Genomic DNA, 22,890 nt, shown 5'->3' with positions numbered 1-22,890 from the left:
TTTTTTAGTGCAGATTATTTTGAGTTAGAATTTTTAAAAACTGTAATTTTGTGTTTATGAATTTTATAAAGAATAATCTGGCCAATGCCTTAACCCTGGCTAACTTATTTGCAGGCTGCATAGGAGCAATACATCTAATTTTAGGAGATTATCAGACTACAGCAATCTGCCTTATTCTCTCTTCGATTTTCGATTTTTTCGACGGCTTTGTAGCGAGAGCATTAAAATCAAATTCCAATCTGGGACTTCAGCTGGATTCTCTTGCCGATATGGTAAGCTTTGGAGTAATTCCGGGACTTACGATGTATAAAGCTCTTGAACCCTTTGGTGCTGAGCTTCTTGGAATTCACTTTCCGTTTGAAATCAAATATCTCGGATTGATTGTTACGGTATTTTCCTGCCTGAGACTTGCCATCTTCAATCTTGATGAAGAGCAGCGTTATTATTTCAAAGGATTGAATACGCCTACCAATACTGTTTTACTGTTTGGTCTCTACTATGCGTTTAAAGAAACCGGAACTTTTAGCTTTTTGTTCGATAATGAACTATTGCTGATTTTACTGACTCTTCTTACGTCATGGCTTCTGATCAGCCCGATTAAAATGATGGCCATGAAGTTCAAATCCAAACAATTGAAAGACAACTATCCTAAAGTAGTATTACTGGTAGGAGGAATTGCCATTCTTGCGATATTCCAGGTAGTAGGAATCCCAATACTCGTTATTTATTATATAGTAGTCTCCCTTGTTTTTCAGGGACAGTTAAAATAAAAATTAAAGAATTTACATAAGGTTTTTATCACCTTATTTTAAATAAAACACATTTTCAAATTATTAATGATCAACATGAATTTAAAACTCCATAAACCACTTTGTATTTTTGACCTTGAAACAACAGGAACCAACATCGGAAAAGACAGAATTGTTGAAATCTGCATCTTAAAAGTAAATCCTGATGCCTCCAGAGAAAGCAAAACATGGCGCGTCAACCCGGAAATGCTTATTCCTAAAGAAAGCAGCGAGATCCACGGAATTTATGATGAAGACGTTAAGGATGCTCCTACCTTCAGAGACATTGCTTCTAAAATTATGGAAATGATTACCGGAAGTGATCTGGGAGGATTTAACTCCAACAGATTTGATGTTCCGCTTTTGGCTGAAGAACTTTTACGAGTAGGAATGGATTTTGATCTGAGTAAATTCAGATTGGTAGATGCACAGACTATTTTCCATAAAAAAGAACCTAGAAACTTAGGCGCTGCTTACCAGTTTTACTGTGGAAAAACATTGGAAAATGCCCATTCTGCGGAAGCTGATGTAATGGCAACCTTTGAAGTTCTGGATGCACAAGTAGGAAAATATGATGATATTCCGAATGAGATAGCACCGCTAAGCGAGTTTACATTCCATAATAAGAATGCAGATCTTGCCGGATTTATCGGATATAACGAAAAAATGGAAGAAGTCTTCAACTTTGGAAAATATAAAGGCCAGGGTGTGAAAGCTGTATTTCAAAAAGATTTAGGATATTTCGGATGGCTTCAGAATGCTGACTTTCCGTTGTATACGAAGAAGGTTTTTACAAAAATTCAACTCTCAAGCAGATTTTAAATATGTCTGATCTCGTTCGTTTTAAATTTTATGAAACTGCCCTTGAAGCTAACAGGGACAAGCAGATATTGGCTGAAAATGATATCAACAGCTTCATTGCGAATGAACAGCTAATCCAATCGGATTGGCTTCTGTCGCAGGCCGTAGGCGGTATACAGCTTCAGGTATTTGAAGAAGATCTGGAAAAAGCCAAACAAGCATTACAGGATTATAAGGATAATGAACAGTATTCGCTGGAAGTAGAACACACTATTGAAGATCCTGAGTTTGATTTTGTATGTCCAAAATGTGGTTCTAATCATATTTACAGAGATGACAGCGCAACCAGTTTCTTTGGAATTTCTTTTCTGACGAGTCATAAATTCAAATGTTATTATTGCGGGAATGAATTCACCCATTAATCAATAAGAATTAATACACTTTACCCCATCTGATAAAAGATTACTTCGTTTCTTGCAATGACGAAGTCAAAAAAAATAAATAAAAAGAGCTATGAAAATTATCTGCATAGGAAGAAACTATAGTGAGCATGCAAAAGAATTAGGAAACGAAATTCCTGAGAATCCTGTTATTTTTATGAAGCCGGATACAGCGGTTCTAAAGGGAAATGATTTTTATATTCCAGAATTCTCAAATGATATTCACTACGAGCTTGAAGTGGTATTAAAAATTTCCAAGGGAGGAAAATATATTCAGAAAGAAACAGCAAACAAGCATTATGAAGAAATAGGTCTGGGAATAGATTTCACAGCCAGAGACCTTCAGAGTGAGCTAAAATCAAAAGGACTTCCTTGGGAGCTTGCCAAAGGTTTTGATGGTTCTGCTGTGGTAAGCAGTTTCTTTAAAAAAGACAGCTTTACTCTTGATCATCTTCAGTTTTCATTATTAAAGAACAAAGAAAAGGTACAGGATGGTAACACAAAAGATATGATGTTCAATTTTGATGATATTATTGCTTTTGCTTCTCAGTATTTTACATTAAGAGTGGGTGACCTTATTTTCACCGGAACTCCAAAAGGAGTTGGAAAAGTAGAAGAAAATGACATTCTGGAAGCCTATCTCGAAGAGGAAAAAATCCTTGATATCCGAATATTATAAGTATTTAACATCAGAGTTTGGCAAATTTTCCCTATCTTTAGGTAACAAAATTAGAGGTTATGATAAATATTGTATTACCCGTAGATTTTGGGGACAAGACAGACCAATTGGTAGACGGTGCCATAAAATTTGCAAAACAGCTTAACGGCAGAATTTACCTTATCCATGTAGCGCCATCAGATATCGGCTTTGCCATTGGTGATATGGGATTTCAATATTTTCCGGAAGTGGAAGCCAATGAAATCAGAGAAGAGCTGGTACAGCTTAATAAAATTGAGCAAAGAATCATCGCTCATGATATTGATTGTGAGCACCTTTTAAAACAAGGGCTTGCCAAAGATATTATCCTGGAACATGCAAAGGAAAAAAATGCAGATTATATTGTGATGGGATCACATGGCAGAAGCGGAATTTATGATGTATTCGTGGGAAGTTTAACGAAAGGAATCACAAAAAGTTCAAATATTCCTGTATTGGTACTTCCAATTCACGACTAAGAAAAAGAAATTTTAATCGTTAGTAATAAAAAAACCGATCAAACCCTATTGTTTGATCGGTTTTTTACTATATAACCAATTAATTAACCTTCTTTTTTGTAGATATTCGGATCGTAGTAAGGATTCTTACCTTCCGTTGGAGAATAATAGTCTTTGTCTTTGTCTCCACCTAGTGTTACTACAAGTACATAGCACCAATAAGTAAATAATACACAGCAAACCGCAAATAAAATCCAGTTTAAAACATTACCGAAAGTATCAAAGAAACCGAAAGTCCATTTGAAAACTTTACTTAAGAATAGAAAGAAAGACGTCATTATTTTCCTTTTTTAAATTAACTTTGTACAAATTTATAAAAAATGTTTAAATTACTTTCAAAAGAAAGCAATATTTTTTCAATACCTGTTTATATTGGTTTTCTTCTTTTAGTAGTCATAATATTTAACATACTGAATTTCAACACTTATGAAGCTATTGTTGCCGGAATAACTTTTCTGGGAATTGCTTTGGGATATTTTTGTTTTCACAGTATTGCCCTTAATTATCAGACTCATCTTCCATTATTCTTATATACTTTTTTCATTTTCGGGCTATATCCCGGAAATCTGGATATTGGGATTGCTGTTTCGCTGCTTACAAACTCCTTTCTTATCCTTCTTCTGACAAGTGCGGATGAAGATATCAGAAAGAAGTCGTATGTATTGGTAGGATCTATTGTGGCATTGAATTTTATTTTCCTTCCTACCACCTGGCCGATGGCTGTTTTTGTGATCATTCACGTGATTGCTACCTCTGCCAAAATCACTTTGAACCTATTCAGATTCCTGCTGGGAACTGTTCTGATTACCTTCAGTTATTTTTCTGTGATGTATTTTTTTCAGTTCACTTCCTGGAATATAGATTATTTTCCGTTTGGAAAGATGAAACCCGTAACGGATTACACGGAGCTTCTGCCACTGATTCCTGTGGTTCTGATGCTTATTTATGCGGTATATGACCATTTTAAAAACTATAATAAGAAAAGCCCGATAAGCAGGTATAAATATACTTTCCTGTTGGTGTTTTCGATGGCACAGCTTGTTTCCATCATCCTGTATATGAATAAGAGCTATGAATATCTGCTGCTTCTGGCGTTCCCTTCAAGTATTATTTTAAGCAGAATGATGAGGTTTTTACCTAAGTACTGGATGCGTGAAGCCAGTGTATGGCTTATTATTATTAGCTTACTGACCTTTAAAGCAGGTACAGTTTTTGATTTATTTTAAAAAATTATGATTCAGATAGACGATAAATTGATTTCTGAGGAAATTTTTTCCGAAGAATTTGTTTGCAACCTTACGAAATGTAAAGGTGCATGTTGTGTGGAAGGAGATGTAGGGGCTCCGTTAGATAAAGACGAGCTTGAGATATTGGACAGTATTTTTGATAAAATAAAACCTTATCTTACTCAGGAAGGCATCAAAGCCCTTGAAGAACAAGGAACATGGACTACTGATCCGCACGACGGAATGTATGTTACTCCTATGGTGGAGGACCGCGAATGTGCTTATGTAACGTTTGACGAAAAAGGGATTACCAAATGTGGTATTGAAAAAGCCTATGAAGATGGTGCTGTAGACTGGCAGAAACCAATTTCCTGCCACCTGTACCCTATTCGTGTTACAGAATATTCTGCATTCACTGCTTTGAATTATCATGAATGGAATGTATGCAGCGATGCGTGTACGCTTGGAAAAGAACTTCAGGTTCCTGTCTATAAGTTTTTAAAGACGCCATTGACAAGAAAATACGGAGAAGAGTTCTACAACGTTCTAAGTGAAGCCGCTGAGGAATGGAAAAAAGAATATGGTTCTTAACCAATCAGGATTTGAATAAAATAACAAAAACCGCAGATTTCTCTGCGGTTTTCTTATTGTAGATAAAAAAGTACGGCTAGTTAGCTGCTCCTACTTTTACAGCAGTTACTTCTGCTTTTTTAGTTTCATCTTTTTTAGCTTTTTCCCAACCGTCTTCCGGCATCAAAGTCGCTACAATTCTACCTTTTGTAAGGTATTTTTTAGCAACATCCTGAAGATCTTTTACGGTAAGTGCCTTTACTTTTTCCTGGTAATTCAGGATGTCATATTTATCACTTCCGTCTAATTGGTTTTTAGCAATAGCATTCATCCAGAACATATTGTCTTTAAGTTCTGTTTTATTATCATTGTATTCTCCTTCTTTATACTTATCCAGATCTTTCTGCTCAGGGCCGTTATCAATCAGCTTCTGAAGCTCAGTAATAGCACTCTTGGTCAGTTTATCTGCATTTTCCGGACCACAAGGAAAGTTAATTCCAAAGCTGTAAGTACCATAAGGAATTCTGTTCATTCCTCCTCTTGCGCCTCCACCGTAGATACCGCTTTCGTCTTCTCTCAATTTCTCGATAACTTTTATGGTAGCGACTTCTCCAAGAGCAGATAATGCTAAAGCTTCTTTTTCGTTGTAAGGTGCTTCTCCACTATACGAGATAGATACCATACTCTTAGGATCTTTTCCTTTTTTATACACTTTTGTATAATCTCCGGTGATTGTTCTGTATCCGGTATCTTTGAACATTGTAGCTTTTCCTGATGATGGCAGGCTTGCAATATACTGAAGGACTTCATTTTTAAACTTCGTTTCGTCAATATTTCCTACGAAATAGAACTGGAAGTTTCCGGCATTGGCAAATTTATCTTTATAAATATCGTATGCTTTTTTATAGTCTGTATTCGCCCAGTCTTTTTCCATTGGGAACACCCCAATAAATCTAGGGTTCTTCTGATTCATAAATTTTGCATGCTCATTAGAGAAATAAGCCTGAGGATTAGACAACAGGTTATTCAGCATTGCAGACTGTTTTTCTTTATATGCATTGAAGGAAGCCGGATTGTAATTTAAGCTTGTAAAATAAGCATACATAAGCTCCAGAGCTGTTCCTAAATCTTTTTGGCTTGTTCTTCCGGAAACACCTTCAAAAAGAGAGGTTACCATTGGATTTACATTCACCTGTTTACCTGCAAGATAATTAGTAAGGTCTGCTTTAGAGAATCCACCCACTCCTGCTTCTGTTAATGCAGAGAATGCAAACTGTGTCTTATTGTAATCAACATCCGGAATAAGAGAACTTCCTCCTAAGCTTCTTGCAGTAAATACAATTTCGTCATCTTTAAAGTCAGTTTTCTTGAAAGTCACTTTAGCACCGTTGCTTAATGTCCACGTTGTTGTTCCCAACTTGGCATCCGTTTCTGTTTTAGCAATTTTCCCTTCAGATTTGAAAGGTTTTACTAAATTTTTGATAGTAGCCTTTTCTTCATACGGTTTTAGATCAGCCATTTTTACAGCTTCGAATGTATTCATAACCATGGCTTCTGTAGGCATAGCTACATTATCTTTCTTAGGCCCTGTGATTACAATGACCCTGCTGTCATCTTTCACCATTTTCTTGATGATTTCGTTGGTCTGCGCAAGGGTAACAGATGGCAGGAAAGACTTGGTATCTTCATATTCCCATGCAATTCCAGGCATTGGTTCCTGCTCCAGGAAGTTTCTTACATACTCATCTACAAGCATGTCACTTTCTGTTTTATCTTTGTTATTATAAGATCTTTCAAGGTTGGAAAGCACCTGAGATTTCGCTCTGTCAAGTTCAGACTGTGTAAATCCGAATCTTTTTGCTCTTTCAACCTCTTCCAATAAAACTTTTAACGCATTCAGCTGGTTTCCTTCTTTCACCATGGCAAATCCCTGGAAAGCTTCCTTGCTTCTTGCATAGGTTCCTCCATGATATACTGATCCGAAAGTAAAAGGTGGATTTGTAGAGTTGATCAGTTCTCTCAATCTGTTGTTCAGCATAGTTGTTGAAAGGTTTTCCACAAGACTCTGATTGTACTGCTCTACTGTTACATCCGGCTTGTAGGCATCAGCATCTTTCATGATAAACTGTACCATAGAATTGGTAGCATCAGGATCTGTTTCAATCGCTACCAGTGTTTCTTTATGATTCGGAAGATCAAAAGATTTTCTTTCTCTCGGTTTTGAAGGGTTTTTATATTTACTGAAATTATCCTTGATCTTTTTTTCAATTTCATCCACGTTGATATCTCCTACTACTACAATTGCCATCAAATCCGGTCTGTACCAATCCTGGTGGAATTTTCGGATAACATCAGGCTTGAAGTTTTCCAATACTTCTTTTTTACCGATTGGAAGTCTTTCTGCATACTGAGATTTATATAAAAACTTCGGAAGATATTTATCCATCATTCTTTTATCTGCTCCAAGACCTAATCTCAGCTCTTCCAATACCACTCCTCTTTCTTTATTGATCTGTTCATCAGAAAGGGTTGCATTAAAAGCCCAGTCCTCCATTACTTTCAGTCCGGCATCCAGATTTCCTGGTTTATCCAATGGAACAGGAAGCATATAAACCGTTTCGTCAAAGCTGGTATAAGCATTAAGGTGCTGACCAAACTTTACGCCGATGGACTGTAAAAAGTCTACTAATTTATTATCTGGAAAATTTTTGGTTCCGTTGAAGTTCATGTGCTCCATAAAGTGAGCCAATCCCCTTTGATTTTCATCTTCAAGAATAGATCCGGCATTGATTGCCAAACGGAAATCTACTTTTTTTTCCGGTAAGGTGTTTTTTTTGATGTAGTACTTCATTCCGTTGGAAAGGGTACCAATTCGTACAGAAGGATCCACTGGAATATTCTGTCCAAAGGCATTTGCCGACATCAAAAAGATGGCCGCAAATGAAGATAAGACTTTTTTCATGGTATTTGATTTTATTTACAGCTTAAAACTACCATTTATTCACAATGTGAGGAAATTACAGATTCTATTTTATAGTTAAATTTGAGTTAAATTTATTTATATATTAAAAAAACCGGGCAATACCCGGTTTTAATATCTTAAAAAGTAATTTTCTATTTAAAATCAGCATCCGTAACTCCGGAGTTGATCACAATTTTGGTCGTTTTAATTGTCATTTTCTGACCTCCACCTTCAGCATCTACTTCGGCAGGGAACTGTATTCCATCTACGGTCATATAGCTTTTGATAGTAGCATTTCCTTCTCCTGCATTGGTTTTATACAAAAGTCCTGTTCCAGCATCGAAATAAAATTTTCCTTTATCTGAAGACAATACATTATAATCTTTTCCGTCTAATTTTTCTGTGGATACGTTTGGAAAATTAGAAGCATCAAAAGCTAAAGCATCAATTGGCTTTCCTTTTTTCAGCTCAGCAATCTTATCAGCAGGAATATCTGTTTTATTTCCCATCTGATCAAAGTACCCTTTCTCACCGTCAAAAAGCTGAATCATTTCTTTCCCCATCAGCGATTGTACAGACTTGAATTTATTTCCTAATTTTTTAGTCGTCATTTGAATTTCCATTCCCTGCACAGAAACCGTGTTATCAGTAATGGTAGATTTTATAGCTTCCAATTTATCTTTTCCTCCTAATGCTTTGAAATAGTTGTCAACAACTTCTTTAGAGGTAAGTTTGGATTTTACAGCTTCTGTTTTAGCAGATGCAGCCCCTTTCTTCTGAGCCGCTGCCGGTACTGAAAAAAGTACAGCACAGAAAAATGGAATGATGATCTTTTTCATATTTATAATAAAGTTTAAAGGGTAAATATAGGAATATTGGCGGACATACATACCGGAGCAGAAATAAATAATACATGAGCGTTGATGAATGATCAATAAGAACACATGAAACAAAAACAAGAAAGATCATCTCACCAATAAGCTTTCATGGTACATTTGGTGTAATTCCTATACATAGATTTATAACAAAAAAACCGTCAAAAAAATTGACGGTTTTCAAATATTTATATCTGAGTATAATTATTTCTTAAGTTCTTCTAAAAATTCGTCGTGAGAAATTTTAGTTTCTTTTTTGCTCGCTTTTTCAAGAATTACATCTTTCAATTTAGCCATAGCTACTTCAGAAGAAATTTGTCTTACCTGCTCCTGGTCTTTCAACATTTCAACAGCATATTTTTGGATTTCTTCATCACCAAGGTGGTGAATTCCATAGATTGCCAATTGATTTTTAACTAACTGCTCAGCCTGAGCCAATACATCAGCATAGTCAAGGTTGATTTCGTTTTCAGTCATCAATTTACCTTCGATGATCTGATATCTCAATTGGTTTTTCTCAGCTTCAAGAATTTCCTGAGCCTGTGCTTCAGACTGGATGTTCTGGTTAGAGAATAATAACCACTTCACAAGGAACGTCTCAGGAAGTTTTACTTCTTCTTTATCAGTTACCTGCTCTAATACTTTATTCACAAAGTGAACATCAGCATTTTGCTGGAAGTACTCGTCTAATTCAGTTTTCACTTTATCTTTAAGCTCCTCTTCAGTCTTAATGTTTCCTTCTCCGTATACTTTGTCGAATAAGTCCTGGTTAAGTTCAGCTAAATTTAATGTATAGAAGTCTTTTACTTTTACTTCTAATTCATTGTGGTGTAAGTGCTCAACTTCTTCTTTGCTGAATCCTAATTCTTTAGCTAATTCTTCGTCACCTGCAAGAGTTTCTTTCGTTACTTTTACAGAACCTTCCATTTTCAAACCTTTTACCAATTTGAAAGCTTCTTTGTTTTCAGCAGTAATGGTAAGGTTTTTTGGGTGGTGGTGGTGCTCTCCTTCAGCATCTTCTTCCACAACCTGAGAAACTTCTAAAGCAATGTAAGAATCTTTAGTGATTTTATCTTGAGGAACCTGCTCAGCGAAACGCTTCTGCATGTTTTCAATACTCTTGCTGATTTCTTTGTCAGAAGCTTCTACTTTGTAGTGAGGAGCTTCATACTTAGCTAAATCTATAGTGAATTCAGGCTCATATCCAACTTCGAAAGCAACTTCTAATTGATCAGCATTGTAATCTAATTCGTTTACTGGCTGAGGAACAGGCTGACCAACTAATCTTAATTTGTTTTCATTAACATAGTTGTTTAAAGCATCAGAAACTTGTCTGTTGATTTCTTCGAATGCAATACCTGCTTCATATTGTTTTTTAACCATACTCAAAGGCACTTTCCCTTTTCTGAATCCAGGAACTTGCGCATTTTTAGCATAATTAATCAACTGCTTCTCTACTTTTTCTTTGTAGTCAGATTTTTCCAATGTTACTGTAAGCAATGCACTTACGTCATCATGGTTTTGTGCGGTAACCTTCATTATTGATTAAAATTTTAGGTTGCAAAAATATGAATTTTTTATGAAAATCACCCATTTAAAATCAACTTATAACGCCAAATATTGTTAAATAAAAAACCACCGGAGAATTCCGGTGGTTCAAACAAGATTAAAGGTATATTAATTAATAATATTATAGTTGGCCTGTGCATCAGTTTCACCTCCTGTATGAGTTCCGTAAATCACTCCATTTCCACTTACAGCAGAAGCTTCAGAAACGGTTACAGGCTCATGGAATAATGTAAGAACCAGCTGACTAGGTACAGATGTATTTTTTACGGCAGTATTTACCACCCATTTTGTTTTTAATCCAACACGGCTACCATCACCTCTTGTAGAGCTGGCATCGTCTGTACGGGTTAAAGTGATATCAGAGTTGGGAAAGTTATACACCAAGAAATGTTCGTCTTTTGCATCTTTAATTTCCTGAGTAGCATCTTCGTCACCATTCTTAAAAATAACTTCTACATTATAAGTATGGCCATTTATTAATTTAACATTAGGATTGGTTGTACTATTCACCTGGTAGTCATATACAACGGGAGTTCCTGTAGCAACATCTGTAACTTTTAAGAGAACATCTGAAAGTTCTTCCTGAGGAAGATCATCTGCTTCATCATCACTTCTGTTGCAGGAAGTTAAGCTTAAAGAAACAGCTAAGAATAAAAGTCCTAAGACAAGTGTTGTATTTTTAAAAATATTTTTCATTTTTTTGATTTTAAGTAATTAAAATTGATATTTAAAAGTTAAAATAAAGTTTCTTCCCATTTCGTTGGAAAAGAAACGAAGTCTGTTCAGGTAATCTCTGTAAGACTTATCAAATACATTTCGAACTGAAAAATCAATTCCGAAATTTTTAGACAGATTTACCCCTGTCTGAATGTTCCAAAGCGAATATCCGTTTGGAGGTGTAGAAATATCTACTTCCTGGTTGTAAGCATTTCCGTCGGAATCAAATAATCTGATTGGAACGTTATAAGTTGGAAATCTTGTTTGCTTTAAATAAGTATTATTACTTACTGTAAAATAAAAACCTTTCCATTCTTTTTTATTGAATTCCAGTGAATTATTAAAATTCGGAGGCATCATGAGAATAAGCGGGACATTGTGAGTTGTATCCTGGCCATAAACATAAGATCCGCTTCCTTTATAAGTCAGATTATCTGTAATTTTAAGCTGGGCATCAATATCTAGCCCATACATTCTTGCATTGATCTGCTGATAGTTATACACTACAAAAGCTCCTCCCCACTGTGTATTCTGATATCCTGTAGGAATCTGATTGATAAAATTCTGAGTATAAAAGAAGTAAGGGTTTACCGAAATGTTTAATCCTTTCAAGACATTTGCTTTTACATCTGCCACTAAATTAAACTGATGTCCTGTTTCACTTTTCATTCTCATATCTCCTCTTTCAATAATGGCTGCTGAATGGTGAAGTCCGTCTGCAAAAAGTTCTGCAACATTCGGAGATCTTGAAACTCTTGCATAATTGAATTTCAAATCAAAATATTCAGATGGATGATAGACAATTCCTCCGTTCACTGAAATATTATTATAACTTAAAGATGGCTTTGTAAGAATTCTGTTTTGGTTAATTCTTACAACAAAGTCTGAATAATCTGCAGCATATTGTTTATTCCAATCGCTCAGATCATACCATTTTGTTACATCATAATGATCATAATCGTATCGGCCTCCCAATTCAAAATCCAATTGAGGAGTAATTTTATATTTTAGTACAGAATAAATTCCTGCATAATATCTGTCATAGTTTGGAACAAGGCGTCTTGCCTCCGTCTGAGTATTGGAATAGTTGTTTTGATATCCTGCATTAATTCCTGTTTCAAGATTCCATTTTCCTCTTTCTATCAGGTGATTCACGTTCAGATCATTGGTTATCAGCTCAAGATCCAATGCCGGTTTTTTACTAAGCTGTTCCGTACGTCTGATATCATATTCTTTTCTATGATTGTACTGAAAACTATAAGTAGCCGTTATTTTTCCGAAATTTTCAAACCTTTTGTAAGCTGATACTTTGGCAATATGATGTTCAATTTCCTGTTTAGGATTATCAATATCATAACTAAAATCTCTTTGGTAAATTGGCTCTGATTCAGTAAGAGCATTACGCAGATCTTCTGAATTTCCAACATGAGAGCTTCTAAGTATTCCAACAGTGCTTTTTGTCAGATAATAATCAAAAGAGAACCCTTTTTCAAATGTCATCTTCTGAACTCCAAAATTAAATCCGGAACTTTCAAGCCCTGTATTCATCAAGCCATAATCCGGCGCTTCAAGATCTCCCAGTTTTTTATAGCTCCCATTGGTTTTTATTGCCCAGCCATTTTCCCAGGTTTTTGCAAGTTTTACATTAAGGTCAGCCCCTCTTCCGTTAGAGATCCCGGAAAGAGAAACATTTCCCATGATGGTATCTTTTTTAGGCAAGATCTGAGGCTGTAAAACAACAACTCCACCTATGGCTCCACTTCCATATTTCAAAGCAGATGCTCCTTTTATTACATCAATATGTTCAAAATTATTAACATCTACATTGGGAGCATGTTCTACTCCCCATTCCTGTTCGGCAAGTTTTACTCCATCATTCAGAATGGAAACTCTACTTCCATAAAGCCCATGAATAATAGGTTTTGCAATATTGTTCCCCGTTTTCAGAACGTTAACACCAGAAATATTGGTTAATAAATTCCCTAGGTTTTCGGTAACATTTCTTGAAATCATTGATTTATCAATAGTTTTCACAACCATGCTTCCATTGTTCTTGTGACTTCCGTGAACTGTAACAGTTTCGATGTCTTTGACGTGATGTTCCAGTGTAATAACCAGCTGAACATTCTGATCAACTCCTATATTTTCAGTATAATCATTGCAATCAGGATGTTGTGCAATGAGTGTATACTTTCCTGCAGGAATTTTGTCAAAAGAAAATTGACCTTTCTTGTTTGTTTTAGCTGTAAGGTTTCCGATTTTAATCACAGCATTTTCCAACATGGTTTTATCATGAAAATCCTGAACGGTTCCTTCAACAGTATAGGTTTTTTGTGCACTTATAAATACTGATCCGCAAAAGATCAGCAGCAGGCAATATATCAATTTCATTGTAAATAGATTGATTGCGTACCCTTTTCAATAGGGTACATTTTCGTTAAAATTTGTGGGAAGGGTTAATTTAATTGTAAAATGTATTAATGATGAGAAGTTAGAGGTTAGAAATTAGTAACTGGACATTATTTAATATTAATTACAAACTATCAGTTGTTTTCCAACAACTTAAAACTTTAAACCTAAAACTTTAAATTTTTAAGCATTAAACATTGAACTTAAAGTATTAAACTTTAAACCCTATAGAATCTATGAATTATGAAATTGTGGGAGGTCCCCGAAGCTGGAAATTGAATTTGGTCTGTGACCAGATTTTCTCCTGAATGGCGATGATTTGTTTTACCTCATGGCTGTAATGCTCAACAGTAAAGCTGAATTCTTCAGGAGCTAATGTATGTCCGGTAACCAAAAAGTGGCAGGCCAGACAGTCGCCAGCTTTCTCTTTAGTAACTGCTTTCGTCACCGTATTCTCTGTTTTTTTAAGATTGAAAACCTTAAAATAATCTACAGCATCGTGATGGTGAAAGCTCTGAGAAAGCAGCGCGAGGAAATATACTCCAAACAATAGCTTGGAGATAAAACTCTTTAGGTTTCTGCTTTCTTTAAAAATCATGGTTCAAAATTATGAAAATAATTCAATTGTTTCCTTAAACTTTTATTAAATTACTTATGACTTATTGATAATAGGTAGAAATGAAAAGTATTTTGTTACAAAAAAAATGCTTCATAATTTTTAGTTTATGAAGCATTTCTATTTTTTTAATCAAGCTGTGTACCAAGATATTCCCACTCCTGTAGAGCTGTATCCAGGTCTTCCTTAGTTTTATTGTATTTTTCTAAGGTTTCATCTGAAGGATTTTCTTTGGCAAAAGAAGCTTCCATTTCCTCTATTTTTGTTTCGAGTTCGGAAATTCTCTCTTCTACTTTCTTAATTTTATTCTGAATATTTTTCTGCTCTTTACTAACGATATTTGAAGATGGGGTGCTAACAGCCGGTTTTTCTTCCACTTTCTTAGGTTCTACCTTTACTTCCTGATGAAGTTTGGCTTTTTCTGCAGAAATCTCTCTGATCGTTTCCTTTTGTCTGTATTCAAGATATTCATTGATATCTCCAAGGAATTCTTTCATTTTCCCGTCACGGAATTCATAGATCTTATCACAAAGTCCCTGAAGGAATTCCCTGTCGTGCGAGATCACAATTAAAGTCCCTTCAAAATTCTGCAGTGCAAGCTTGATAATTTCCTTAGACTGAATATCCAGGTGGTTGGTAGGTTCATCCATGATCAACGTGTTGAAAGGACGAAGTAACAGTTTACAAAGTGCCAGACGGTTTCTCTCCCCTCCGGAAAGTACTTTTGTTTTCTTTGAAACAGCATCTCCCTGGAAAAGGAAAGATCCTAGTAAATCTCTTACTCTAGGTCTTGTTTCTTCCGTTGCTGCATCCTCTGCTTCTTCAAGAACCGTTTTATTAGGAGTTAAAACCTCTTCCTGATTCTGTGCGAAGTATCCGATATTAACGTTATGCCCAAGATTCCATGCTCCTGAATAATCTTTGATATCTCCTGCCAGAATTTTAGCCAAAGTTGTTTTTCCCTGTCCGTTTTGTCCTAACAGAGCAATTCTGTCTCCTCTCTGAACGATGAAATCTACATCATCAAAGATCTGTTTCTGTCCATAAGATTTTCCAAGATTCATTGCTTCGAAGATCACTTTCCCCGGAACCATAGACTGTACGAAACGGATATTGAATTTTGAAACGTCTTCATTATCAACTTCGATACGTTCTATTTTATCTAATTTCTTAATAAGAGACTGCGCAAAAGATGCTTTTGTAGCACTTGCACGGAACTTATTAATATTGTCTTCCATCTGTTTGATCTCCGCATCCTGATTCTTTTTAGCCTGAATCAGCTTTTCACGGCGATCTTCTCTCATGACAAGATATTTGGTATAGTTGGCTTTATAGTCGTCAACTTTTTTATTATTAATATCAAAAGTACGGTTACAAACAGCGGTCATAAACTGCTTATCGTGACTTACAAGAACAATAGCTCCCGGATAATCTCTCAGGAAGTTTTCAAGCCAGATGATAGATTCCATATCCAGGTGGTTGGTAGGCTCATCGAGAAGCATAATATCATTCTTTTGAAGAAGTAATTTTGCCAGTTCGATTCTCATTCTCCATCCTCCTGAAAACTCATCAGTAACCTTTTGGAAATCATCTGCTTTAAATCCTAAACCAAATAACACTTTTTCCATATCACCTTCAAGATTGTAGGCATCGTGGTTCATTAAAAGGTCATTCAGCTCGGTCATTTTATTAATCAAATCCGTATAGGAATCACTTTCGTAATCTGTTCTGACAGCCATTTGGTGATTCACTTCTTCAAGCTCATTTTTCCAGGCATTAATCTGCTCGAAAGCCTGCATTGTTTCGTTCCAAACAGTTCTTCCTTTTACAAAATCAAGATCCTGTTTCAGGAAACCAATGGTAACACTTCCTTCAGTGACCACTTCTCCTTCGTAGAAATTAATTTCTTTGGACAGCATTTTCAATAAAGTGGATTTTCCCGCTCCATTTTTTCCTACGAGGCCAACTTTATCATCTTTTTTGATGGTAAAATTGACATTTTGAAATAAATAATTTCCTGAATGATGTAATCCTAAACTTTGAACCGAAAGCATTTTAATTGATAATTAGTAATGAATAATGAATTTTCGGGTGCAAAAATACGGAAAAAGAAATGAATAGCCCAGAAATAAAAAAAGCTATCCAAAACGGGCAGCTTTCTTTTGGATATGAATTGATTTTATAAGGTCTTATCCCGGAGTAAGCGGTGGGGTTTTCTGCCCTGCTTCTACCATAGCAATCATTTCTACAAGGGTTGCTTCAGCTTCTTTATATTTTACCTGTTTGATCCCGTGGTTGGACCCTATTGCAACTTGCAATTCATTCAAAGTCTTAGCTTCTGACATTGTAATGGGTTTACTCCCATTTTTAATACTGATTTGATATTCACAAGTATCTAGAAGTTTATTTGCTTTTTTAAGCCATTCTGAAACTTTCATAATTATTTTGTTTTTGGTGATTGATATAAAATTATTTTATCTATTGAGAAGCTCTCTCAAAGATTGTCCTGAAGATACTTTGTCCACGAAAGCTCCTCCTGGTGCATTTGTAATACCATATGTTCCCTGAATCATTTGTAAATCATAATCTGTATTTTTATCACTGAACATAAATTCACATCCTGGTGCTAGTGCATTACTTGTAACAGTACCTTCTCTCATATTTGTTTGAGCAGCAAATAAAACTATATTTTCATTAGGCTCCACACTCACCTGTCCCTGGGCATTAGAAGTAAATGCACAAAAGGGTAAAAATTGTCCATCTACTCTTGCTGCAAGTCCTATTGTGAGATCTGGAGTACCCAAAGGTCTTTCATTTCTTACCGTAATTACTCCTTCGGGGGCTGTCCCCCTAATAGAAAATGAGCCATTTGGATGGAAACTTACAGCTGTTCCTAAAGGTATTTCCTGTGATAATGCCTGCATTTGAATTGTCGTATTGGGAGCAATCATTGATTTATTGAAAACATATACTTTATATTCCGGTTCATAATCAATATCCACCATGCCAAACATATTGCTATAATCAATAGCAAACCAAGCCGGCACTCCTGAAGTAATCTGGTTCGTACCCGTTGCCCCTTTGTATCCCATTAATCTATAAGCATTTGCCTGCAGATATTGTAAAATTTCGTTCTGTTCCCCTGAGGTAAAATCAAAGTTAATTGAGAATATTCTAGTACCTGCTCTTTGAATGAGTGTCTTTTCCATTGTTTTAATCTTTGGTGTTCTTACTCTTTTGATATTAGGCTTTTCAGAATACGCCTTTGTTCCTATTATATTTTGAAGCTTCGCGAAATGAACAATTCAAAGTAACGAGATTTAACATCCAAAAAATACCGTATAAAATACCAAATTTAAAATTCAGTAATTGTACTCACTGATAATCATTAACTTATAAAAAAGGGAACATCTAACATGATGTCCCCCTAACCTAAATTTAAAACTGAGAAGCGTTGGCACTAATTCTTAATTTCATTTAATGTAATGGCTGCCGGTGTTTTTAAAATAGAACGATCCCAGACATCATTATTGGGAACACTGGTCCCATACAGAAAATCTGCAACAAAACTGTCTTCTGGCAGATGAAGCTCAGCGGAAAGCCTTGTCCGGCTGGTTTGATCAACGGAAGTACAGCTGGAAACATTTAATCCGTTATTAATCAATTCAATAGTAATTTCCCGCTGGGATCTTTTCAAAAAGCTGTTACTATATAACCCGAAATTTGCTGAAATATGGGTGTAGTCTGCAAATTTTCCGAAATCATAGATTGGCTTTTTACCCACAGAAAGATCTTTTATATATTCTTTTATCTTGATATAAAAACGACTGAGAAAGGGATGCTTATTATAATCTGTTCCAAAATAGGCATCGTTTTCTGTACTGAAAACGGATACTTTAGCATTGGTTTCTTCCAGCATCAATTTCCCATATACTTTTGAAAGGTCATTGTATACCTTATCCCGGCACACATATGCCTGTGAAAGACCATTGGCAGTCTCAATTTTATATCCGGAAAGCAGAGCATCCCAGATTTTATTGCCTTCAGCATTGGTTTTTTCATTCCTGATATCTGAAACATAATGATGCAGATCATCAATATGAATGAAGTCTGTAGAAATATAAACAGACTGCGGACCTTCAAGATATCCTCCTCCGATATCGGCGTGATCACCCGGCACAAAGATTTCTTTCCAAACGGAAGACACATTTTCTGATTTCTGATCTTCCATTATTTTTGAGTTCTCAAAAAAACCGGTAAGTGGAAAGAAAAAGCGGCTCTCATTTACTGCGCAAATATGCAGAGCATTCTCTACCTGAGCAGGGATATTCAGATTATAAGTATTGAAAGGTTTGGATTCTACGGTATCAAAAGCTCCTAAAAATTTTATTCTGCAGTTTCCCAGAGAATAATGAGTTAAAAGCTGATTACAAAAAGTTCTTGCCAGCATTCCTCCTCTCCCGAATCCATATATATAAAAATGGTATTCTATTGTCTGATCATGGATAATCTGCTGTGCAAAATCTCCTGCTTTCTGAAGTTTATCATCAGAAGAATATCCGTTGCCATAGGGTGGATTTGCACATGTTGCCATAGCAAAATTATTATCTTCACTGCCCGTTACGGTTCCAATTCCTTCGATATATATTTTTTCATCACCAATAAATAAGCTGTATAATTTATAGATATTGGTGAAAGTACCATAATAACTCTCATTGTTGTTCAGCGGTTTATCCGGTGAAAGAATATTTACTCCATTATTTCCTGTACCGTCAAAGAAAATCCCGACGGAAATCACTCTACTGCCATTCATGTTTTTACTTTAATTTTTTATTACAGATCTTGTTTGTGTTTTTTTGAATAAAATCCCTAAAAGAGACATTCCAAAATAACAGAAGAAAAACAAGGTTAGGTAGAGTGAAAAGTACCAAATAAAAAATTCCGTATTTCTACGGAATCAGATTACATTTTTTCAAGGGAATAAATATTGTTAATAATAGCATAAATCACTATTCCTACAGTATTTTTGGCTCCTATCTTCTCCAAAATACGCTGCCTGTGGCTTTCTACGGTTCTGGGGCTGATAAAGAGCTTTTCTCCTATTTCATTATTGGTAAACTCCTGACAGATCAGTTTTACTACATCCTTTTCTCTTTCAGACAGCTCATCTTCTGTTTCAAAAAGAGAATTTTTCTTTGCAGAACCATTCATATAAGTAAAAAGCATCTGATGGTCTTCTGCCGTAAAGAAAACTCCATTTTTATCAACCATCGTGATGGCATCAATAAATGTTTTTTTATTTGAATTTTTGGGAAGAAATGCCGATACTCCCAGCTTGACCATATATCCTAAGATAGAGGTTTTATAATGAGATGAAAGGATAATGATTTTGAGGTCAGGATATTTTTCCTTCAGGATTTCTACCAGTTCAAAACCGTTCATAGGTTTCATCTGAACATCTACAAGAGCAATATCAGGAAATTCATCTTTTGAAAGTTTTCCGAGGTCATCTATAAAATCGGGCCCGTTATCTGCGGTAAGGCATACCGATATATTTTTTTCATTAGACAGCAACATTTTTACCCCTTCGAGGATCAGCTGTTCATCATCAATCAGTGCTAGTTTGATTTGGGAACTCATGATATTTTGGAATTTTTATGATTAAACGACTTCCTTTATTTAAAAAAGTTTTTTTCCATTTGTGTGTTGCGTTCATTGATTTGATACGGGATTCTATATTTTTTATTCCCATTCCTTTTTTCACTTCTTCATATTCAAAACCCTGTCCGTTATCAGAAATAATGACAGCCATATTTTCAGGATAATCTTTAATATAGATCCAAAGATCTGCTGCATCTGAATGCTTGATCACATTGGTGGTAAATTCCTGAATAATCCGGTACAGCTGAACTTCTACGAAAAGATCTTTCTTTTCATATCCCGGCATTACCTGCAGGGATATATTAATTTTATGGGAAAGGTTGGCTATTAATTCTTCAACGTATAAAACCAATCCTACCGATTCCAGATTTACAGGGTACAATGAATGGGAAATACTTCTGGCGGCATCAATCAGGGAAGACATCTGGCCATAGATATTTTTTTTTATCAGATCATCACCCTGGGTATCGAGGTTATTCAGCCATAAAGAAAGAATATTGAGGCGGTTTCCGATATCATCATGAATCATTACTGCAATTCTTTTCCTTTCTTCTTCCTGGGCTTTGATGTTTTCCAGTACTAGTTTTTTCTGGTGAAGAACTTCAGCCTCATGCTGTACACTCTTCTCTTTAATAATTCTGGTTATAAAAGCTCTGTAGGCAAGCAGAATAAAGGATACTATAACTGTTATGGTAACAATTATAAGGATCAGCAGATTGATATTTAAAGTTACTTCTTTAATTTGATAAAAGTATATAAAAATGAACAGTACAAAATACTCGAAAGAATATTATTGGCACTGAGAATAATATAATAATCGTTTTCCGACAGTTCTGCAATCTGATGCTGGATGATAAAAATAAATACCGAAACAGAATAGTAGAAAAAAATACTGGCATCTACCAGAATAAAACGATTCTGATTCTGTACAGAGGTGTTTTTAATCTCACGGATCAGGGTAAACCCGGAAAGGCAGATGATAACAATATTGGAAACCACTTTTGCAATATCGGCATTGGACGGATAGTCAAACCCATATTTTGAAATCATAAAACCTCCCGCCAGCAGGCCTGTAAGTCCCAGAACATATTTCGGCCAATCCAGTTTTCTGATAAATAAACCTGTCAGCAAGAAAAACTCTCCTGCAATATAAAAGGGATAAAGAAATGATGTATCATTGAGTCTGAAGATATAGGGCAGCGCCAGATTCAGCAGTTCAATAAAAAAAAGAAAAGCAATACAATAAAAATACGGCTTTTCTTTTTGGTTTAATATGCGGTATTTTGCTGCTCCCAGCAGTATAACAGATAGAAGCAGTGCATAATTCAGGAATAAAATTGCCTTATAAAGTTCAGCCATTCCTCAGTTTATCGTTTTTAAAATCCACTTCCGACATCTACGTCCGGAATACGGCAGATAGGAGGGCATGGTTTTGCCCAGTCATATGTATTGGAAATGGTCTCTGCTCCCAGCTCCGAATTTCTAAGATTTGATCGGGTAGAAATAAAAATAAGAGTTACCAGCATTTTCCCATAGATATCATTGTATCTAAGGCCAAAAGAACAGGTAATACCCAGCAAACCATCATCCTCAAGGCAAAGGTCCGCGGTAGGAACATAGAATTTTCTGAAAATTCCAATACCTTCATTTTCTCTACATTCTTTATAAAACCACTCCATACCTTCGTTTCTCCAACGTTCAATAGCTGATACTGCTATATCCTGCTCAAGAATAGGTGTATTGGAAACCGGGAATCCCATATTAGCATTCTTCTCTGTGCTTTGAAGATTTTTAGAAAGAACAGCATTTCTAACAATAGTGTATTCCTGAATCTCCTGCAGCCTCAAATCTCTGTCAAGCTCGGTAAGGAAACTGTACGGATATTCTTTAACGTCTATTTTTACCCCTTCGTTATTCATAGGGTAAAAAATAAGAATCAGACGATCTCTATAAACTCCTACTGCTGCACAAAAGTCTTTATAGTCCTTGAACTCCTTCATCCACTCAAGGTGTTCACTGGAAATATTAAAAACATAGTTGGTAGGAATCAGCTTTTGAATTTTGGAAAAGTCAGAGAAGTACGCTTTCCATTCGTTTGATGCTGCTTTGCATTCTTCTACAGGCAGCATATAGTCTACAATGTTTAATGTTGACATAAGCATAGTTTTTAGTTCTATAAAAATATATAAACTAAACATGCTACGCAAGTAAGATTTTAATTAATAATTTTTCACTGTAATATGATAACAGCTCTGTTGTCTTTCTTTAATGTAATATATTCTACCGATATTTTGATAATACTTTAAAACTTTCTCCAGAGCGATTTCCATTTTCGGATTGTACTTCAGAACATTGTTGAATCTTACATAAGAAATGTCAAAAGAGTTACCATAATTGTGAGAACTAATCCCTAGTGAGGCATTAGAATTTACTCTTCTCAACCGGCATTGGTCTTCAAGAGTCCGGGTAATGGATGAAACGGTAAAAGTACCTCCTTTTGTATCTTTACTGAACTTTGAACCCATCTTCTCAAGGGTAGTTTTGGCCTTGGATACCATATAAGCCCTGCTGTAATCAAGTCTCTGAACCTGATATCCTTTACCAGATTTCTTTATTTTATGGAATTTACCTTTGTTGATATACTTTTGTACTGTTTTGGAGTCTTTCAACAGCTGTATTCCAAAACTCTTTGAGGCATCAAGATGGGGTTTGTAAAGCGGTGTAGGCTCAACCTTCAGTACAGTAGTAAGATCATAGCAGGGAAAAGCCTTTTTTGCTGCCTGCGAATAATGTAAACTATAAATAAAGGGTACAAAGACCATACAAAGAAACTTTCTCATTCACCATCCTTTTAAATTACAAATGAAAGATAAAACATTTATGTTATATCTTTCAAAACCGACTATAATACTGTATAAATAAATCCCAAACAAACTTTACACCAAATTATCGATTTTATAATTTTTGTTCACTCTTTTTTGAGTTTTTTTTTCAGTTTTAACTTTTTACTTTAAGATTTAAATTTTACATTTGAGATACAT

General features: G+C 35.4%; 23 protein-coding genes. 7 read left to right on the top strand and 16 right to left on the bottom strand.

Annotated features, from left to right (window positions below; genetic code table 11):
* Positions 1 to 56: 56 nt before the first annotated feature.
* The 5 genes from ACPF63_RS01925 to ACPF63_RS01905 all read left to right on the top strand — a co-directional run bounded on the left by ACPF63_RS01925 (position 57) and on the right by ACPF63_RS01905 (position 3,205).
* A complete protein-coding gene (locus ACPF63_RS01925) occupies positions 57 to 770 on the top strand; it encodes a CDP-alcohol phosphatidyltransferase family protein (RefSeq protein ID WP_426481800.1) in 714 nt (237 codons plus the stop codon).
* Between the two features lie 75 nt (positions 771 to 845).
* The gene (locus ACPF63_RS01920; protein WP_047378883.1) at positions 846 to 1,610 is read left to right on the top strand and encodes a 3'-5' exonuclease; all 765 of its coding nucleotides are present in this window, start codon (positions 846 to 848) and stop codon (positions 1,608 to 1,610) included.
* A gap of 2 nt (positions 1,611 to 1,612) precedes the next feature.
* Positions 1,613 to 2,011, top strand: coding sequence for a putative signal transducing protein (locus tag ACPF63_RS01915; protein WP_077419145.1), 399 nt, complete (start codon positions 1,613 to 1,615; stop codon positions 2,009 to 2,011).
* Positions 2,012 to 2,102: 91 nt separating this feature from the next.
* On the top strand, positions 2,103 to 2,708 hold the full coding sequence (locus ACPF63_RS01910; protein ID WP_426481799.1) for a fumarylacetoacetate hydrolase family protein: 606 nt from the start codon (positions 2,103 to 2,105) through the stop codon (positions 2,706 to 2,708).
* A 59-nt stretch (positions 2,709 to 2,767) separates the two neighbouring features.
* Positions 2,768 to 3,205: a universal stress protein gene (locus tag ACPF63_RS01905; RefSeq protein WP_047386643.1), complete on the top strand. Its 438-nt coding sequence runs from the start codon at positions 2,768 to 2,770 to the stop codon at positions 3,203 to 3,205.
* Between the two features lie 83 nt (positions 3,206 to 3,288).
* Here ACPF63_RS01905 and ACPF63_RS01900 read toward each other — a convergent pair whose 3' ends face one another.
* Entirely contained in the window at positions 3,289 to 3,522 is a 234-nt protein-coding gene (locus tag ACPF63_RS01900; protein ID WP_047386641.1) for a DUF6341 family protein, read from the bottom strand.
* 42 nt (positions 3,523 to 3,564) lie between these two features.
* Here ACPF63_RS01900 and ACPF63_RS01895 point away from each other — a divergent pair, with 42 nt between their 5' ends.
* Positions 3,565 to 4,470: a DUF6427 family protein gene (locus ACPF63_RS01895; protein ID WP_077419143.1), complete on the top strand. Its 906-nt coding sequence runs from the start codon at positions 3,565 to 3,567 to the stop codon at positions 4,468 to 4,470.
* 6 nt (positions 4,471 to 4,476) lie between these two features.
* Complete coding sequence (locus ACPF63_RS01890) at positions 4,477 to 5,061, top strand: DUF3109 family protein (protein WP_077419142.1); 585 nt, start codon at positions 4,477 to 4,479, stop codon at positions 5,059 to 5,061.
* 76 nt (positions 5,062 to 5,137) lie between these two features.
* On the opposite strand, the gene ACPF63_RS01885 is transcribed toward ACPF63_RS01890, so the two are convergent.
* From ACPF63_RS01885 to ACPF63_RS01815, 15 genes are all read right to left on the bottom strand, one after another.
* Entirely contained in the window at positions 5,138 to 8,002 is a 2,865-nt protein-coding gene (locus ACPF63_RS01885) for a M16 family metallopeptidase (protein ID WP_426481798.1), read from the bottom strand.
* 152 nt (positions 8,003 to 8,154) lie between these two features.
* A complete protein-coding gene (locus tag ACPF63_RS01880; protein WP_077419140.1) occupies positions 8,155 to 8,841 on the bottom strand; it encodes a hypothetical protein in 687 nt (228 codons plus the stop codon).
* Between the two features lie 240 nt (positions 8,842 to 9,081).
* On the bottom strand, positions 9,082 to 10,416 hold the full coding sequence (locus ACPF63_RS01875; RefSeq protein ID WP_077419139.1) for a trigger factor: 1,335 nt from the start codon (positions 10,414 to 10,416) through the stop codon (positions 9,082 to 9,084).
* Positions 10,417 to 10,554: 138 nt separating this feature from the next.
* Complete coding sequence (locus ACPF63_RS01870; RefSeq protein WP_077419138.1) at positions 10,555 to 11,142, bottom strand: hypothetical protein; 588 nt, start codon at positions 11,140 to 11,142, stop codon at positions 10,555 to 10,557.
* Between the two features lie 18 nt (positions 11,143 to 11,160).
* Positions 11,161 to 13,554: a TonB-dependent receptor gene (locus tag ACPF63_RS01865; RefSeq protein ID WP_426481797.1), complete on the bottom strand. Its 2,394-nt coding sequence runs from the start codon at positions 13,552 to 13,554 to the stop codon at positions 11,161 to 11,163.
* Positions 13,555 to 13,813: 259 nt separating this feature from the next.
* A complete protein-coding gene (locus tag ACPF63_RS01860) occupies positions 13,814 to 14,170 on the bottom strand; it encodes a hypothetical protein (protein WP_228408911.1) in 357 nt (118 codons plus the stop codon).
* A 146-nt stretch (positions 14,171 to 14,316) separates the two neighbouring features.
* Positions 14,317 to 16,242 (bottom strand): ABC-F family ATP-binding cassette domain-containing protein, encoded by a 1,926-nt coding sequence (locus ACPF63_RS01855; RefSeq protein WP_077419136.1) that lies wholly within the window; start codon positions 16,240 to 16,242, stop codon positions 14,317 to 14,319.
* A gap of 135 nt (positions 16,243 to 16,377) precedes the next feature.
* Positions 16,378 to 16,626, bottom strand: coding sequence for a hypothetical protein (locus ACPF63_RS01850; RefSeq protein ID WP_077419135.1), 249 nt, complete (start codon positions 16,624 to 16,626; stop codon positions 16,378 to 16,380).
* 36 nt (positions 16,627 to 16,662) lie between these two features.
* The gene (locus ACPF63_RS01845; protein ID WP_077419134.1) at positions 16,663 to 17,397 is read right to left on the bottom strand and encodes a hypothetical protein; all 735 of its coding nucleotides are present in this window, start codon (positions 17,395 to 17,397) and stop codon (positions 16,663 to 16,665) included.
* A gap of 251 nt (positions 17,398 to 17,648) precedes the next feature.
* On the bottom strand, positions 17,649 to 19,001 hold the full coding sequence (locus ACPF63_RS01840; protein ID WP_426481796.1) for a T6SS phospholipase effector Tle1-like catalytic domain-containing protein: 1,353 nt from the start codon (positions 18,999 to 19,001) through the stop codon (positions 17,649 to 17,651).
* Between the two features lie 149 nt (positions 19,002 to 19,150).
* Complete coding sequence (locus ACPF63_RS01835; RefSeq protein ID WP_047386609.1) at positions 19,151 to 19,828, bottom strand: response regulator; 678 nt, start codon at positions 19,826 to 19,828, stop codon at positions 19,151 to 19,153.
* Positions 19,797 to 20,378: a sensor histidine kinase gene (locus tag ACPF63_RS01830; RefSeq protein WP_228408910.1), complete on the bottom strand. Its 582-nt coding sequence runs from the start codon at positions 20,376 to 20,378 to the stop codon at positions 19,797 to 19,799. The genes ACPF63_RS01835 and ACPF63_RS01830 overlap by 32 nt, the downstream gene beginning before the upstream one ends.
* 200 nt (positions 20,379 to 20,578) lie before the next feature.
* On the bottom strand, positions 20,579 to 21,208 hold the full coding sequence (locus tag ACPF63_RS01825; RefSeq protein ID WP_077419131.1) for a hypothetical protein: 630 nt from the start codon (positions 21,206 to 21,208) through the stop codon (positions 20,579 to 20,581).
* A 17-nt stretch (positions 21,209 to 21,225) separates the two neighbouring features.
* Positions 21,226 to 22,005: a hypothetical protein gene (locus ACPF63_RS01820; protein ID WP_232538996.1), complete on the bottom strand. Its 780-nt coding sequence runs from the start codon at positions 22,003 to 22,005 to the stop codon at positions 21,226 to 21,228.
* 63 nt (positions 22,006 to 22,068) lie between these two features.
* Complete coding sequence (locus ACPF63_RS01815) at positions 22,069 to 22,689, bottom strand: DUF5715 family protein (RefSeq protein WP_426481795.1); 621 nt, start codon at positions 22,687 to 22,689, stop codon at positions 22,069 to 22,071.
* Positions 22,690 to 22,890 lie beyond the last annotated feature (201 nt).

Origin of the sequence: Chryseobacterium sp. R2ACT005, from assembly GCF_049949215.1 — a bacterium.
Classification (GTDB): domain Bacteria; phylum Bacteroidota; class Bacteroidia; order Flavobacteriales; family Weeksellaceae; genus Chryseobacterium.
Note: the sequence above shows the minus strand (reverse complement) of the source record. Positions and strands in the feature narration are given on the sequence as shown.

Bases quoted from the DNA above. Each gene is read 5' to 3' on its own strand.
- ACPF63_RS01925 (WP_426481800.1), top strand. From the start codon at position 57: ATGAATTTTATAAAGAATAATCTGGCCAATGCCTTAACCCTGGCTAAC.
- ACPF63_RS01920 (WP_047378883.1), top strand. From the start codon at position 846: ATGAATTTAAAACTCCATAAACCACTTTGTATTTTTGACCTTGAAACA.
- ACPF63_RS01915 (WP_077419145.1), top strand. From the start codon at position 1,613: ATGTCTGATCTCGTTCGTTTTAAATTTTATGAAACTGCCCTTGAAGCT.
- ACPF63_RS01910 (WP_426481799.1), top strand. From the start codon at position 2,103: ATGAAAATTATCTGCATAGGAAGAAACTATAGTGAGCATGCAAAAGAA.
- ACPF63_RS01905 (WP_047386643.1), top strand. From the start codon at position 2,768: ATGATAAATATTGTATTACCCGTAGATTTTGGGGACAAGACAGACCAA.
- ACPF63_RS01900 (WP_047386641.1), bottom strand. From the start codon at position 3,522: ATGACGTCTTTCTTTCTATTCTTAAGTAAAGTTTTCAAATGGACTTTC.
- ACPF63_RS01895 (WP_077419143.1), top strand. From the start codon at position 3,565: ATGTTTAAATTACTTTCAAAAGAAAGCAATATTTTTTCAATACCTGTT.
- ACPF63_RS01890 (WP_077419142.1), top strand. From the start codon at position 4,477: ATGATTCAGATAGACGATAAATTGATTTCTGAGGAAATTTTTTCCGAA.
- ACPF63_RS01885 (WP_426481798.1), bottom strand. From the start codon at position 8,002: ATGAAAAAAGTCTTATCTTCATTTGCGGCCATCTTTTTGATGTCGGCA.
- ACPF63_RS01880 (WP_077419140.1), bottom strand. From the start codon at position 8,841: ATGAAAAAGATCATCATTCCATTTTTCTGTGCTGTACTTTTTTCAGTA.
- ACPF63_RS01875 (WP_077419139.1), bottom strand. From the start codon at position 10,416: ATGAAGGTTACCGCACAAAACCATGATGACGTAAGTGCATTGCTTACA.
- ACPF63_RS01870 (WP_077419138.1), bottom strand. From the start codon at position 11,142: ATGAAAAATATTTTTAAAAATACAACACTTGTCTTAGGACTTTTATTC.
- ACPF63_RS01865 (WP_426481797.1), bottom strand. From the start codon at position 13,554: ATGAAATTGATATATTGCCTGCTGCTGATCTTTTGCGGATCAGTATTT.
- ACPF63_RS01860 (WP_228408911.1), bottom strand. From the start codon at position 14,170: ATGATTTTTAAAGAAAGCAGAAACCTAAAGAGTTTTATCTCCAAGCTA.
- ACPF63_RS01855 (WP_077419136.1), bottom strand. From the start codon at position 16,242: ATGCTTTCGGTTCAAAGTTTAGGATTACATCATTCAGGAAATTATTTA.
- ACPF63_RS01850 (WP_077419135.1), bottom strand. From the start codon at position 16,626: ATGAAAGTTTCAGAATGGCTTAAAAAAGCAAATAAACTTCTAGATACT.
- ACPF63_RS01845 (WP_077419134.1), bottom strand. From the start codon at position 17,397: ATGGAAAAGACACTCATTCAAAGAGCAGGTACTAGAATATTCTCAATT.
- ACPF63_RS01840 (WP_426481796.1), bottom strand. From the start codon at position 19,001: ATGAATGGCAGTAGAGTGATTTCCGTCGGGATTTTCTTTGACGGTACA.
- ACPF63_RS01835 (WP_047386609.1), bottom strand. From the start codon at position 19,828: ATGAGTTCCCAAATCAAACTAGCACTGATTGATGATGAACAGCTGATC.
- ACPF63_RS01830 (WP_228408910.1), bottom strand. From the start codon at position 20,378: ATGATTCATGATGATATCGGAAACCGCCTCAATATTCTTTCTTTATGG.
- ACPF63_RS01825 (WP_077419131.1), bottom strand. From the start codon at position 21,208: ATGGCTGAACTTTATAAGGCAATTTTATTCCTGAATTATGCACTGCTT.
- ACPF63_RS01820 (WP_232538996.1), bottom strand. From the start codon at position 22,005: ATGTCAACATTAAACATTGTAGACTATATGCTGCCTGTAGAAGAATGC.
- ACPF63_RS01815 (WP_426481795.1), bottom strand. From the start codon at position 22,689: ATGAGAAAGTTTCTTTGTATGGTCTTTGTACCCTTTATTTATAGTTTA.